Annotated in this window: 15 protein-coding genes; 9 read left to right on the top strand and 6 right to left on the bottom strand. The window is 61.2% G+C overall.

From position 1 onward, the window contains the following. The first annotated feature begins 3 nt into the window (after positions 1–3). The 9 genes from CO655_RS11440 to CO655_RS11400 all read left to right on the top strand — a co-directional run bounded on the left by CO655_RS11440 (position 4) and on the right by CO655_RS11400 (position 7,541). Complete coding sequence (locus CO655_RS11440; RefSeq protein WP_097664732.1) at positions 4–471, top strand: chemotaxis protein CheW; 468 nt, start codon at positions 4–6, stop codon at positions 469–471. After that, positions 468–1,376: a protein-glutamate O-methyltransferase CheR gene (gene cheR / locus CO655_RS11435; RefSeq protein ID WP_064681149.1), complete on the top strand. Its 909-nt coding sequence runs from the start codon at positions 468–470 to the stop codon at positions 1,374–1,376. The genes CO655_RS11440 and cheR overlap by 4 nt, the downstream gene beginning before the upstream one ends. Continuing rightward, complete coding sequence (cheB, locus tag CO655_RS11430) at positions 1,373–2,416, top strand: protein-glutamate O-methylesterase CheB (protein WP_097605651.1); 1,044 nt, start codon at positions 1,373–1,375, stop codon at positions 2,414–2,416. The genes cheR and cheB overlap by 4 nt, the downstream gene beginning before the upstream one ends. 1 nt (position 2,417) lies before the next feature. After that, positions 2,418–2,807 (top strand): response regulator, encoded by a 390-nt coding sequence (locus tag CO655_RS11425; RefSeq protein ID WP_004672258.1) that lies wholly within the window; start codon positions 2,418–2,420, stop codon positions 2,805–2,807. Further along, positions 2,804–3,358: a chemoreceptor glutamine deamidase CheD gene (gene cheD, locus CO655_RS11420; RefSeq protein WP_097605650.1), complete on the top strand. Its 555-nt coding sequence runs from the start codon at positions 2,804–2,806 to the stop codon at positions 3,356–3,358. The genes CO655_RS11425 and cheD overlap by 4 nt, the downstream gene beginning before the upstream one ends. 16 nt (positions 3,359–3,374) lie before the next feature. Continuing rightward, the gene (locus tag CO655_RS11415) at positions 3,375–3,764 is read left to right on the top strand and encodes a hypothetical protein (RefSeq protein ID WP_097582510.1); all 390 of its coding nucleotides are present in this window, start codon (positions 3,375–3,377) and stop codon (positions 3,762–3,764) included. A gap of 199 nt (positions 3,765–3,963) precedes the next feature. Further along, positions 3,964–5,655: a flagellar basal-body MS-ring/collar protein FliF gene (gene fliF, locus CO655_RS11410; RefSeq protein ID WP_097605649.1), complete on the top strand. Its 1,692-nt coding sequence runs from the start codon at positions 3,964–3,966 to the stop codon at positions 5,653–5,655. 383 nt (positions 5,656–6,038) lie between these two features. Continuing rightward, positions 6,039–6,785: a helix-turn-helix transcriptional regulator gene (locus CO655_RS11405; RefSeq protein ID WP_097605648.1), complete on the top strand. Its 747-nt coding sequence runs from the start codon at positions 6,039–6,041 to the stop codon at positions 6,783–6,785. Positions 6,786–6,794: 9 nt separating this feature from the next. Beyond that, on the top strand, positions 6,795–7,541 hold the full coding sequence (locus CO655_RS11400; protein WP_097605647.1) for a helix-turn-helix transcriptional regulator: 747 nt from the start codon (positions 6,795–6,797) through the stop codon (positions 7,539–7,541). 57 nt (positions 7,542–7,598) lie between these two features. On the opposite strand, the gene CO655_RS11395 is transcribed toward CO655_RS11400, so the two are convergent. The 6 genes from CO655_RS11395 to motA form a co-directional block, all read right to left on the bottom strand. Beyond that, the gene (locus CO655_RS11395) at positions 7,599–8,039 is read right to left on the bottom strand and encodes a hypothetical protein (RefSeq protein ID WP_097664731.1); all 441 of its coding nucleotides are present in this window, start codon (positions 8,037–8,039) and stop codon (positions 7,599–7,601) included. A gap of 5 nt (positions 8,040–8,044) precedes the next feature. Continuing rightward, the gene (flhB, locus tag CO655_RS11390) at positions 8,045–9,124 is read right to left on the bottom strand and encodes a flagellar biosynthesis protein FlhB (protein WP_097664729.1); all 1,080 of its coding nucleotides are present in this window, start codon (positions 9,122–9,124) and stop codon (positions 8,045–8,047) included. Positions 9,125–9,351: 227 nt separating this feature from the next. Next, entirely contained in the window at positions 9,352–10,392 is a 1,041-nt protein-coding gene (fliG, locus tag CO655_RS11385) for a flagellar motor switch protein FliG (protein WP_097664727.1), read from the bottom strand. Positions 10,393–10,419: 27 nt separating this feature from the next. Further along, on the bottom strand, positions 10,420–11,007 hold the full coding sequence (gene fliN, locus CO655_RS11380) for a flagellar motor switch protein FliN (protein ID WP_097664725.1): 588 nt from the start codon (positions 11,005–11,007) through the stop codon (positions 10,420–10,422). A 65-nt stretch (positions 11,008–11,072) separates the two neighbouring features. Beyond that, complete coding sequence (locus CO655_RS11375; protein WP_097605644.1) at positions 11,073–12,023, bottom strand: FliM/FliN family flagellar motor switch protein; 951 nt, start codon at positions 12,021–12,023, stop codon at positions 11,073–11,075. Next, positions 12,024–12,896, bottom strand: a complete 873-nt coding sequence (motA, locus tag CO655_RS11370) for a flagellar motor stator protein MotA (protein WP_009993223.1) — start codon at positions 12,894–12,896, stop codon at positions 12,024–12,026. Between the last annotated feature and the right edge of the window lie 149 nt (positions 12,897–13,045).

The raw sequence follows: 13,045 nt of genomic DNA, 5'->3' as shown, positions 1-13,045 counted from the left end.
GCAATGTCGTACACCGTAAAAAGTCTGAGCGAAGGGGACCGCGAGCTGATCGCGTTCCGTATCGGCGATCAGGAATTTTGCGTGAACATCATGTCGGTTCGCGAAATCCGGGGCTGGACCCCGGCGACCGCGATGCCGCACTCGCCTGCCTATATGCTTGGTGTCATCAACTTGCGCGGCGCGGTGCTGCCGATCATCGATCTTGCCGCCCGCCTCGGCATGAAGCCGGCCGATCCGACCGCCCGTCATGTCATCATCGTCGCCCAGGTCCACCGCAAGGTCGTCGGCCTCCTGGTCGATGCCGTCTCCGACATTCTGACGGTGACCGACGAGATCGTTCAGCCGACACCCGAAATCTCCTCCGACCTCGAGCGCCAATTTGCCCGAGGCGTTCTCGCCATCGACAAGCGCATGATCTGCCTGATCGAACTTGAAGCCCTCTTTTCCGAGACCGAAAGCGAAGCCGCATGAGTGCAATGGGTGCAAAGGATCAGAGGCAGGGAGCCGACGAGGTGCTGGCGAGCGGAGAATATCCGCTGACGCGCCGCGACCTCACGGAAATCGCCGCCATGATCTACTCGGATGCCGGCATCTTCCTCAACGAGACGAAGGCCTCGCTGGTCTATTCGCGTCTGTCGAAGCATATCCGCAATCTCGGCCTGTCCGGCTTCCGGGAATATTGCGAACTCGTCGCCTCGCCGGCGGGTGCGGCGGAGCGCCGCGAAATGCTGTCGCATCTGACGACCAATTTCACCCGCTTCTTCCGCGAAAACCATCATTTCGAGCATCTGCGCGATCATGTGCTGCCGGAGCTTCTGCAGCGGGCGAGAGCCGGCGGCAGGGTGCGCATCTGGTCGGCCGCTTCCTCCGACGGGCAGGAACCCTATTCGATCGCGCTCACCGTGCTGTCGCTGATGCCGAATGTCGCCGATTATGACTTCAAGATCCTGGCGACCGACATCGACCCGAAGATTCTGGCGATCGCCCGCGCCGGCGCCTATGACGAAACCGCGCTCGAAACCGTGTCGCCCGCCATGCGCAAGCAATGGTTCAGCGAAGTAGAGGTGCAGGGCCGCCGGAAATTCCAGGTCGACGACCGCGTCAAGCGGCTGATCACCTATAACGAGCTGAACCTGATGGCGCAGTGGCCGTTCAAGGGCAAGTTCGACGTCATCTTCTGCCGCAACGTCGTCATCTATTTCGACGAGCCGACGCAGATGAAGATCTGGCAGCGTTTCGCCGGCCTGCTGCCGGAAGGCGGCCATCTCTATATCGGCCATTCCGAGCGCGTGTCCGGCGAGGCGAAACACGTCTTCGACAATATCGGCATCACGACCTATCGCTACACGACCAAGGGTCTCGGGAGGAAGGCATGAGCGCGCCGGCAAGGGTTCTCGTTGTTGACGACTCGCCGACGATGCGCGGTCTGATCACCGCCGTCCTGAGTTCGGATCCCGAAGTCAACGTCATCGGCCAGGCCGGCGACGCGCTGGAAGCGCGCGAGGCGATCAAGCGGCTGAACCCCGACGTCGTGACGCTCGACATCGAGATGCCGAACATGAACGGCCTCGATTTCCTTGAAAAGATCATGACGCTGCGGCCGATGCCCGTCATCATGGTGTCCACGATGACCCATCGCGGCGCCGAGGCGACGCTTGCAGCACTTGAGATCGGAGCTTTCGATTGCGTCGGCAAGCCGGGTCCCGGCGAACCCAGGCCCTTCGGCGACCTCGCCGAGAAGGTCAAGGCGGCCGCCCGCACGCAGCGCCAGTTCTCCCAGCCGGCGGCTGCCGCCGCGCCGCCGCCCTCCGTTGCCGATTTCCGCGTCGGCCGCAAGATCGTCGCGATCGGCTCGTCGACCGGCGGCGTCGAGGCGCTGATTGCCGTGCTCCAGAAATTCCCGGCCAATTGCCCGCCGACGGTCATCACCCAGCACATGCCGCCGACCTTCACCAAGAGCTTCGCCGAACGGCTGAACCGCCTCTGCGCGCCGGTGGTGCAGGAGGCGACCGACGGCGCCCGTCTGGAAATCGGCAAGATCTATCTGGCCCCCGGAGGCGAACGTCATCTCCAGGTCACCGGCGCTTCGGCGCCGTGCTGCCGCCTCGTCGACCGCGCCCCGGTCAACGGTCACCGCCCCTCGGTGGACGTGCTCTTTGATTCGGTTGCGGAACTGGCCGGCCGCAACGCCGTTGGCGTGATTCTGACCGGAATGGGCCGCGATGGCGCCGCCGGATTGTTGAAAATGCGTCACGCCGGCGCCAGAACCCTCGGCCAGAACGAAAAAACCTGTGTCGTTTACGGAATGCCAAGGGTTGCTCATGAACTTGGCGCCGTTGAGCAGCAGCTGCCACTGTCTGCCATCGGTGAGGAAATATTGAAAATGACAGCCGCCCGAAAGGAAGGGACCGAATAAAATGTCGATCGCGGAGAAAATCAAAGTTCTGATCGTCGATGATCAGGTAACAAGCCGGTTGCTGCTCAGCGACGCGCTGACACAGCTCGGTTTCAAGCAGATCACGTCGGCCGGCGACGGCGAACAGGGCATGAAGATCATGACCGAGCAGCCGCACCATCTGGTGATCTCGGACTTCAACATGCCGAAGATGGATGGCATCGGTTTCCTTCAGGCCGTGCGCACCAACCCGAACACCAAGAAGGCAGCCTTCATCATCCTCACCGCCCAGGGCGATCGCGCGCTGGTGCAGAAGGCCGCCCAGCTCGGCGCCAACAACGTGCTCGCCAAGCCGTTCACGATCGAGAAGATGAAAGCGGCCATCGAAGCCGTGTTTGGAGCCCTGAAATGATCACTGAGGGGGCAGCCCGCCGCGTGCACATCATTCAAGGCGAGTATAAGGTTCTGAGCGATCCGAATGCGGTCCTCTCGACCATTCTCGGCTCGTGCGTGGCTGCGTGCCTCAGAGATCCTGTCGCCGGCATCGGCGGCATGAACCACTTTCTGCTGCCCGGTTCGGCGACGTCGCCGACCTCAGGCGGGGATGCCACGCGCTACGGCGTGCATCTGATGGAATTGCTGATCAACGGTCTCCTGAAGCAGGGCGCCCGGCGCGACCGGCTGGAGGCAAAGATCTTCGGCGGCGCTAAGACGATCTCGACCTTCTCCAACGTCGGTGAGCAGAACGCGGCCTTCGCCATGCAGTTCCTGAGGGATGAAGGCATTCCGGTGGTCGGCTCCTCCACAGGTGGAGAGCATGGGCGCAAGCTCGAATTTTGGCCGGTCTCCGGTCGTGCCCGGCAATATCCATTGACCGGCGCCGAAACCCAGAGAACCGTCGCTCTCGAGCAGCGCCCCGCCGCTCCGCAGAAGCCCGCCGAAACCAGTATCGAATTTTTTTGATGGCGAGGATTTTGATATGACATTTACCCCGGTAATGGAGCCGCCCGCGCCTGTGGAAGCGCTGAGCGACATCCTGATGCGCATCGTGTCCGAACTGCACGATGTCGCTTACCTGATCGAGCGCATCGAACCACAGCTCCTCGACCTCGGCGGCGCCGAAGTTCTGAATTCGCCTGACGCCATGAAGGTCATGCAGGGCATCGATCTGGCGGTGCAGAAATCGCGCGGCCTTGCCGAATTCATCGACACCATCACTGGCGAAATCCCGCTCGGCTGGACCGTCGACGTCGCAACTGCGCTGAGCCTCGTCAAGCTGGCCGAGATGCAGAAGGCGCTGGGCGGCGCCACCCGCCACGGCCATTCCCAGCCGCTGAGCAAGGCGGCCGGCGACTTCGATTTCTTCTAGCGCGCGCACTCCTTCAGCGTCGCTTCTCCCGCCTTGGGCCTTCGTTTAACCGAGGTCGTTCCCGCAAAATCGCTGCATGACGGGCTTGAGTCTTTCGCTCTCGCGCGCTCTTCACGAAACGCTCGCACAAGTTTCGCCGATTATTCGTCAGATGAGGCAATAAGCCTGCTTTGTCTTTGACGGATTGTGCGAGAACAGAATGAATCTGTTAAATCAATTAGTTCAGATCTTTAAGAACTTTGGTGCCCTGGGCCGGACGCGCCTGATGATTCTGGGTGGCGTCGGCGCCGTTTCCATCGCAATCGTCCTTGCGGCTGCCCTTTTCGTCAACAAACCGGCACAGGAAACGCTCTACGTCGGTCTCGACGCTCCCGATCTCAACCAGATCAGCATGGCGCTTGCCGAAGCCAACGTCGATTTCCAGGTCGGCACGGACGGCGCCAGCATCAGCGTCCCGGCAGGCATGACGGGTAAGGCCCGCCTGTTGCTTGCCGAGCGCGGCCTGCCGAACAGCGCCAATGCCGGTTATGAACTCTTCGACAATGTCGGCTCGCTCGGCCTGACCTCCTTCATGCAGGAAGTGACGCGGGTTCGCGCGCTGGAAGGCGAAATCGCACGCACCATCCAGTCGATCTCGGGCATAACAGCCGCGCGCGTCCATATCGTCATGCCGGAGGTCGGGAACTTCCGCAAGGCGGAGCAGAAACCGACGGCTTCCGTGATGATTCGCGCCAGTGCGGCCACCGGGCGCGGCGCGGCGACTTCGATCCGCCATCTCGTCGCCTCGGCCGTGCCGGGGCTCGACGTCGATGACGTGACGATCCTCGATTCCGCCGGCCAGCTGCTTGCGTCCGGCGACGAGGCGAGCAACAGCTCGCTGAACCGCTCGCTCAACATCGTCCAGAACGTTCAGCAGGAAGTCGAATCCAACATTGACAAGGCGCTGGCGCCGTTCCTCGGCATGGACAACTTCCGCTCCAGCGTCACCGCCGACTTGAATACCGACGCCCAGCAGATCCAGGAAACGACCTACGACCCCGAATCCAAGGTCGAACGCTCGGTGCGCTCGACGAAGGAAGCCCAGCAGTCGCAGCAGAAGCAGTCCGACAACGCGACGACGGTCGAACAGAACATTCCGCAGGCAGCCCCCGACGCCGGCGGCGCCAGTGGCCCGGAATCGCAGGACAAGTCCGACAAGCGCGAAGAGCAGACCAACTACGAAATCAACAGCAAGACGACGGCGACGACCCGCAACAGCTATAAGGTCGAAAAGCTGTCGATCGCCGTGGTGGTCAACAAGGGCCGCATCGCCAAGATGGTCGGCGAGCCTGCCGATCAGGCCAAGGTCGACGCCTATCTCGCCGAAATGCAGAAGATCGTCGCTTCGGCCGCCGGCATCGACGCCAAGCGCGGCGACGTCGTCACCGTCACGGCCATGGACTTCCTCGAAAATCAGCTGCTCGAAGACGCCACCGGCGGTGTCCGGGTCATGGACATGCTGAGCCGCAATCTTGCCGGCATCATCAACTCGCTCGCCTTCGTCGCGGTCGCCTTCGTGGTGGTCTGGATGGGCCTGCGTCCCCTGGTCCGCAGCGTCAACGGCAACGGTGCAGGCGCGGTTCTCGGCGACGCCACGCCGGAAGCGGCCGGCCTCGAGCTCCCGGACTTCGCGCCGGCGGCAGGTGCGCCCGGAGGCGCTCTCATGGACGGCTTCGGATCCGACTTCGGCTTCGACAGCACCGAGGATCTGCTCAGCCTCGGCGACGACGACGGCAACTTCAACCGCCGCGTCAAGGAAGGCCCGGAACGCAAGCTCTCCCGCATGGTCGAGATCAACGAGGAACGCGCCGCGAAAATCCTCCGAAAATGGGCGATCGACGAGGCAGCATAAGAAAGGGCCGGGAAACCGGCCTTTTTCACGTTCGTGCCGGGCTTTCCCGTCAGGGGGCTTGCCGGTTCCCGCAAAGGCCGGTAAGGCGCGTTCAGCGAGGTGGATAAAGCCGCGAGCGCACTCGCGTAAAACGCGAATCAAGTTGCGGTACAGCCAGAATCACCGTAGCCTCGACCGTGTCTGGAGAGGCATGATCGGCATTCGAATCAGTGCATGGACGGCGGCGAAAGTAAATCCCCAGAAGTCGGAGATGGTACTTTACATCGGCTGGCTTACCCTTGGGTGATTCGAAATGGGATTCCCGCGGGACTTGAATTGAATCCTTTACAGAAAAATTGCCGTTGCACCGAGTGTGATCGTTTCTCAGCCGCAGGACGTTGCCAATGGATATGAACATATTTCAGGCGAGCAAAGGCGAGAGGCAGATGATAAATTTCGCAAGCGCAGTGGCGCCGGCTCTGTTGCCGCGCGATGAGCTGATCCAGCGGCTGCACAGTGTCGCCAGCACTGGCAGGTTGCAGTCCGGTTTGCGCGCCCTGACGGAATATGTCGGCGCCTCGCACTATCTCCTGGCGCGTTGTGATCTCATTCAGGAAAGCGGCCTCGATTTCGTCGTCGCCTCGGATTGGCCCTTCGACCTGGTCAAGGACATCGCCAACAATCTCGTCAGCGGCTATGCCCGCTCCACCGAGCTGGAAAAATGCATGCAGGTCTTCCAGCCGAATTTTGCGCTGCTGCCCGAGAGCGCCGACGTGCCGGAGGGCGCCAGCCGCCAATATTGTTCATTGACCTTCAATGTCGGCCGCTCGCGGCTGGCCTTGATGTTCCTGTTCGGCGAAGGGTTCATCCTGTCGCCGGAGCGGCTGCGGGATGTCGGCCTGCTTGCCGGCTATGTCGCGAGCTTCCTGCGCTGCGGCGGCGCCAGAGTCGACCGCGATTTCGAACTGACCGACCGCGAGCTGGAATGCCTGTTCTGGATCGCCGAGGGCAAGACCAGCGACGAGATCGCGATGATCCTCGGAATCTCCCGCAACACGATCAACAACTACATCACCAGCGTGATGCGCAAGACGGCGACCAAGACCCGGTCGGAGGCCATTGCCTTCGCGGTCCGCAACAATCTCGTATAGGGGGAATCCATGGGGCATCCATCAAGCAGGCTGATGAATGGCGCCGATCCGCTGCGCATGGTGCGGGTGAACAGGATTTCCAGCCGGTCCGATCTTTTTCCGCGGCTGATCGCGATGCAGAAACTCGCCGATGCTCAAGGCTTCGCCATCTATCGCGTCAGCGGCTCCGGCCTGCCGGCAAAGCAGCGCCTCGTCTGCGAGCTCGAGAACTGGGGATCTTCCAATGCCGGTTTCGGCAAGGCCTTCACGGATGCCTATGGCGATATCCTTCTCGATCATATCGAAAAGTCGCTGCTGCCGCTTTCATGGGCCGGTGCTCACGACCGGGCGGCCCCTGGCCCGGCCGACTTCGCGCCGTTCATGACGCGCCTGAAGGACGGCATCCTGCCTTTTTCCGGTCTTGCCTTTCCGGTGCGGCTCGGCGCCGTCGGCAATGGCTTCATCCTGTTTACCGGCGATGATATCGATCTTTCGAGCGACATGATCGTCGAGCTGCACGGCCGCTGCTGCCATATCATGATGGACCTGCTCTCGCTCGACGAACGCCGCACGGGCGCCGCCGAGGCGCTGAGCGAGCGCGAGATCGCCTGTCTTCAGCTTGCCGGTGATGGTCGCATCAGCGAAGAGATCGCCGAGAAGCTCGGCCTGTCCGTGCACACGGTCAACGCCTATCTCGGCTCGGCGACGATCAAGCTCGATTCCGTCAACCGCATTCAGGCGATCGCCAAGGCGATCCGGCTCGGCTACATCAGCTGAGGCAGCGCCTGCCGCCTTTCATGAAAGACAGCGCAAAGCTTGATTGATTGAGGGCGGTCAGCTGGCGAATGCGCGCGGTGGTTTCACGCTGTAGCGGGCTTGCCGAAGGCTCCTTTCCAGGAAGACGGTATTCTCGTCGGGGTCGGGAGAGGGGTCCTGGAAGGCGATGTGGTTGATTTCGATGCCGGCATGATCCTCGGCAAGGGTGAGCTGGGCATAGACGGTGACGCCGCGCGGCTTGATTTCCAGGTCGAGAACGACTTCCGGCTTGCCGCCCCATTCCAGCGTATAGTTGCCGCCCAGGCCGAAATTGACCGTGCCCGGATGAAAGAAAAGCTCCGCCGCCGACGCGACGAGATCGGAAAGATTGCCGTAATACTCGAAGCGCAGCAGTGAAATGAGGTCAGAGGCATCCAGAAGGCGCAGTTCTGTGGCGACCGGGCTGATCGCGTCTGCGAGGATCTTTTCACGCTGGGTAGAGTGGGGGCATTTTTTCATTCGGCTTATCTTACCCGTTTGTTCTTGGCGTCTGCGGCGTAAACCCTGTGGATGAGCTCCGCAACGGCCTTATAAAACACTGACGGTATGACACTATCGACCGAGACTTGCGCAAACATGGAGCGCGCAAGCGGCGGATCCTCGAACACCGGGATGCCGTTTTTCTCGGCAATCTCCCTGATTTTCAGCGCAATGAGGTCCTGGCCCTTTGCCAGCACCACCGGCGCGTCGTTTTCCTCACGCGCGTACCGCAGCGCCACGGCGTAGTGCGTCGGGTTGGCGATGACGAGTGTGGCGCGGTGCACGTTGGCGATCATGCGCCGGCGCGCGCGGTCGCGCATCAGCGAACGCTGCCGGCTTTTGACGAAGGGATCGCCCTGCGCCTGCTTGTTTTCTTCCTTCACTTCGTGGCGCGTCATCTTGAGTTCGGTGAACCAGTGATGGCGCGTCCAGAAAAAATCGGCGATCGCAACGATCGCGGTGGCGATCAGCATGACGATGATGATCTTGCGCATCGCCGTCATCATCCTGACGAGGATCGTCTGCGGATCGGAAAACATCGCGTCGATCGAGCCGAAATATTCGCTCCTCAGCACGAAGAACAGAATCACTCCGACGACGACGACCTTGAACAGCGACTTTCCGAACTCGACGAGGCCGGGCAGGCTGAAGAGCCGTGACCAGCCCTTGATCGGCGAGATGCGCGAGGCCTGTGGCCTGATGCGTTCCAGCACAGGCGTCGGCAGGTTCTGGAAGATCGAGGAGGCGACGCCGAACACCATCAGGAGGATGAAGGCAGGCGCCAGCAGCGCAGCGATTGCCCAGCCGAGCCGCACGAAGAGCGCCAGGACATCCGGCCCCGTTTCGATCTTCCATTGATCGGGCTGCTCGAAGATATCGCGCAGCATTTCGCTCATGCGCCCGACGCTTTCGGGAAGGAAGAACACCAGATAGATGAAGGTGGCAAGGATGGTCGCGAAGATCGACAGCTCGCGCGAAAACGGCACATTGCCCTTTTCCGCGGCATCGCTTTGCTTTTTCGCGGTCGGGGCTTCTGTTTTGCTGTCCTTGTCATCGTCTGCCAAGTCGCGGCCCTCCGTCAAAGTACAGGCCGCAGCGAATGCATGCCACCCAAGGGCAGCGGCTTTGGGATGACGACATGCACCAAAACAAAGAGCTGTAGCGCGTCGCGAAAACCGGGTTTTCTGCGACACGCTATAGAGCGCGGCCTATCGATGAAGGGTAGTCGCCTGTTGCACGGTGATCAACAGCCGCCTTTCGGGCGGCCGGATTTGTCAACAGTCTCGGAAGATCAGGCCGCTGCCGAAGCGTCGCCTTCCTTCTCCTTGAGCTCGATCTGGCCTGAATTGGCCAGGCGAATCGCTTCCTGCGCCACGGCGCGCCGGGCAATGGCGATCTCGCGCGGATTGACGCCGCCCATGCCGCTCTGCAGATCCGATTCGATCATGCGGCGCTGACGCGGACTGATGGCCGAGAGAACCGATTCGCGGATCTCGGGCGGCGAACCGCGCAGCGAGACGGTGAGCACATCCGTCGAGATGTCGTTGAGCAGCAGGACGCGGCTGCGCTGCGGCATGTACATGAGGTCCTCGAACAGGAAGATCTTCGGGCGGACCTTGTTGACGGATTCGCGGCTGATCGATTCGAGCGAGGTGAGCAGCGTGTCGACCTGCGGCTTGTCGAGCTCGTTCATGAGGTCGGCGACCTTCGTCGAGCCGGCTGCGTTGCGTTCCGCCTCGACCTCGGCAAGCAGCGTCATCACCTGGTTTTCGATGATCTGCGCAGCCTTCGGGCTGACGGTCTTCATGTTGACCGTGCGGTTCATGATGTCGGCGCGACGGTTGTCGGGAAGCTGCAGCAGCACCTTGGCGCCGAAGGAGGAAGGCATCATCGAAAGGATATAGGCGACGGTCTGCGGATGTTCGCGCAGCAGGAACTGTGCCACGAATGCCGGCTCGGCCTCGCTGAGGCGATCCCAGATCGAGGTCTCGTAGGCCTGGAATGCCGTGCGGCGGCCGAGCAGGCTGTCGACCTCGTCCGGCGTCAGGCCCTCTTCCAGAATGGCCTCGATCGCCTTGGCATTGTCCATCAGTCCGGCGCCCTCGGTAAAGAGGTCTTCGAATTCGCCGACGAGCATCAAAAGCTCGTCCGGCGGAATGGCGCGCAGCGACTGGGCAGATGCGATAATGGTCTGCAGCTCGGCCTGGGTGAAATATTTCAACAGCCGGCCGGCGACGCCCTTTCCCATGGCGAGAAGGACCGCCGCCGCCTTTTCAGCCTGGGTCAACGGTTTCCCGGCTAGCGCGCCGCCGAAATCGTCAAAGTCCATCATGGTCTAACCTCTCCGTCCCCACAGGGATCAGGCTTTTTTTGTACTCAAAACTTCTATCAGTTTCACGCCGAATCGGGTGTCGTCATTATCAAGCACCGTGATCTCGCCGCGTGCAATCCTGCGGCCGTTCACCATGATCTCGACAGGTTCGCCGATTTTCTTGTCGAGAGCGATCGTCGCTCCTTCGTTGAGATTCATCAGGCCGGAGACCTGCATCCGGCTGGTGCCGAGCATGATCTGGACATCGATCGGAATGTCCATGATCATTTCGAAGTTCGAAGTCAGCGCGCTGCCGAGCGGCGCCGGCTCCGCCTCGAACGAAGAGCTGCCGCCGAAATCCATGCCTGCCGCCGGGCTGGCATTGCCAGCGCCGAAATCGCCGCCGAAATCGTCGCCGCCGAAAGGGGAATCCGAAATCTCGCCGCCAAAGGCGGCCAGATCCGTTCCTGCTCCGAAGGCATCGTTCTCCAGGTCGCCGCCAAACTGCGACAGGTCGCCATCGGCATCCTGCTTCAGCACGCCGCGCAGATCGTCGATCGCCTGGTCGAGATCCGCTTCGCTGCCCGGCACATCCAGGGAGAGGTCACTGTTCTGCTGTGTTTTCTTCGTAGCCATGAAATCACTATTCCAGTTGAAACTTGCCTCAAACTGCCTTTGCAGCCCAAAAGCCAGAGAACCGACTAATTCATTAAATGACGGATGAGTTCGTCATCCGAGTTCATCGTATCCTTGACGCGGACCATGTAGTTTTCGCCTGAGCGCCCGAACTCGCAGATATACAATTCCTTGCTGTTGGCGCTGACCTCGACGCGTACCTCGCCGGTGTCGCGGAAGGGGATGACGTCGCCGACCATCAGCTTCGATATCGTACGCAGCGTCAGGTCCTGCAGCCTGATTCTGGCCTCGAGCGTGACATGCGAGCGGCGGACCTGATCGCCGAGCTGTTCGGTCCATTCCGGAGAGGCGCCGCCGGCCTGACGCTTCGGCTTCGGCGGCGTCACCTGGGTCTTCAGCAGCGCCGTTTGCGGAACGATCAACGAGAATTCCGAAACGATGCCGGCGAGCGTGATCGACATGTTGATGGCGGCGGCGAATTCGTCCGGCTTGTCTTCCGCCGGCCGGGGGCGCGTGTCATGGGCGTGCGGGGCCGAAAGGCTTGGTTCGAAACCGCCCGGCGCGTTGACCGCCGAGCGCAGCACCTTGGCGATCTTGTCGAAGACCATGACCGCCAGATCGAGCTCGATGATCGAAAGCAGCCGGTCGGCCGGTTCCTCGATCGTATCGGCGGTGGCGCCGAGCAGGTGCTCCATCAGCGTGATGACGAAACCATTGCCGCAGGCAAGCGTGACGTTCTGCGACCAGTTGCGCAAGGTCGCATCGACGAGGGTGACGTTGGCGCTGAGGTCGTCGATCAGGTGGTTCTTGTAGCCGATCTCGCAGCCGAGATAGTTGACCGTCACATCGAGGCCGGTCTCGCTTTTGATGACGTCGGGAAAGAACTCGCTGTAGACCTCTCCGAAGGCGCTGCAGATCTTGGATACTCTGCCCCTGTCGCCAAGCCCGCCGGTCAGCTTGGCGAGAAGGGCAGGATCCATTGCCGGTTTGTCATGCGAAGCATCGCTCATGGTCATTTAAGCCGCCTTGTTTTCGCCGCCTGGGTTCATCATTTCCTGTTCGACTGCGTCGATGGACGGACGCTCGTAGGCCGAGATCGTCTTGCGGCCGTATTCGAGAGCCACCTGCGGCACCGAACCGTTCATATAGGCCAGCAGAGTCTGCTTGACGATGACGTAGAGGCGGTGCTGCTTGTTGCGGACGACCTTGATCTGGGAGACCAGCGGCGAGCAGAGGCAGTAGGACAAGAGAATGCCGAGGAAGGTGCCGACGAGCGCCGAGCCGATCAGGTGGCCGAGCACTTCGGGCGAATCGTTGATGTGGGCCATCGCCTTGATGACGCCGAGAACGGCCGCGACGATACCGATCGCCGGGAAAGAGTCGCCCATGATCTGGATCGCATGGTAGGGCTTCATCTTGTCGTGCATGATGGTGTTGAGCTCTTCATCCATCAGCGCCTCGATTTCGTGGCTGCGCGCATTGCCGATGATGATCAGGCGGACGTAATCGCAGATGAACGCCGTCAGCTCCTTGTTCTTCAGAACCGTGGGTGCCTGCTGGAAGATCGTCGATTCGGCCGGATTGTCGATATGGGCTTCGATTTCGTTTCGCGACTTGGTGCGCAGGTCACGCATCAGCGAATAGAGCACGCCGAGCGTGTCGAGATAATTGCGCTCCTTCGGCACGGCGTGCTTGAAGGCCTCCCCGAGCGCCTTGCCGGAATCCTTCACCACCTTCATCGGGTTTGCCATGATGAAGCTGCCGAGACCCGCGCCGCCGATGATGACGAATTCGAACGGCTGGAACAGTGCTTCCACGTGACCGCCCATCGCCATGAAGCTGCCGATGACACAGCCGCAAGTCACTATAAATCCGATAATGATGTTCATCGTCAGCCCAATCTGAACGTTGCTTTTCTTTGAGACGGATAGGGTTTCTGCCTTGCGTGAGGCTGATGAAACGGCCGCATGCGGGCATTTCAGCGTGCCAGCTTCGCGCAAGCATCTGCCGTCAATCTGAAGGAGACGAATGGGCGTTC

The sequence above is a fragment of the Rhizobium sp. M1 genome (assembly GCF_002531805.1).
Classification (GTDB): Bacteria; Pseudomonadota; Alphaproteobacteria; order Rhizobiales; family Rhizobiaceae; genus Rhizobium; species Rhizobium etli_C.
This window is presented reverse-complemented; position numbering and strand designations above follow the sequence as displayed.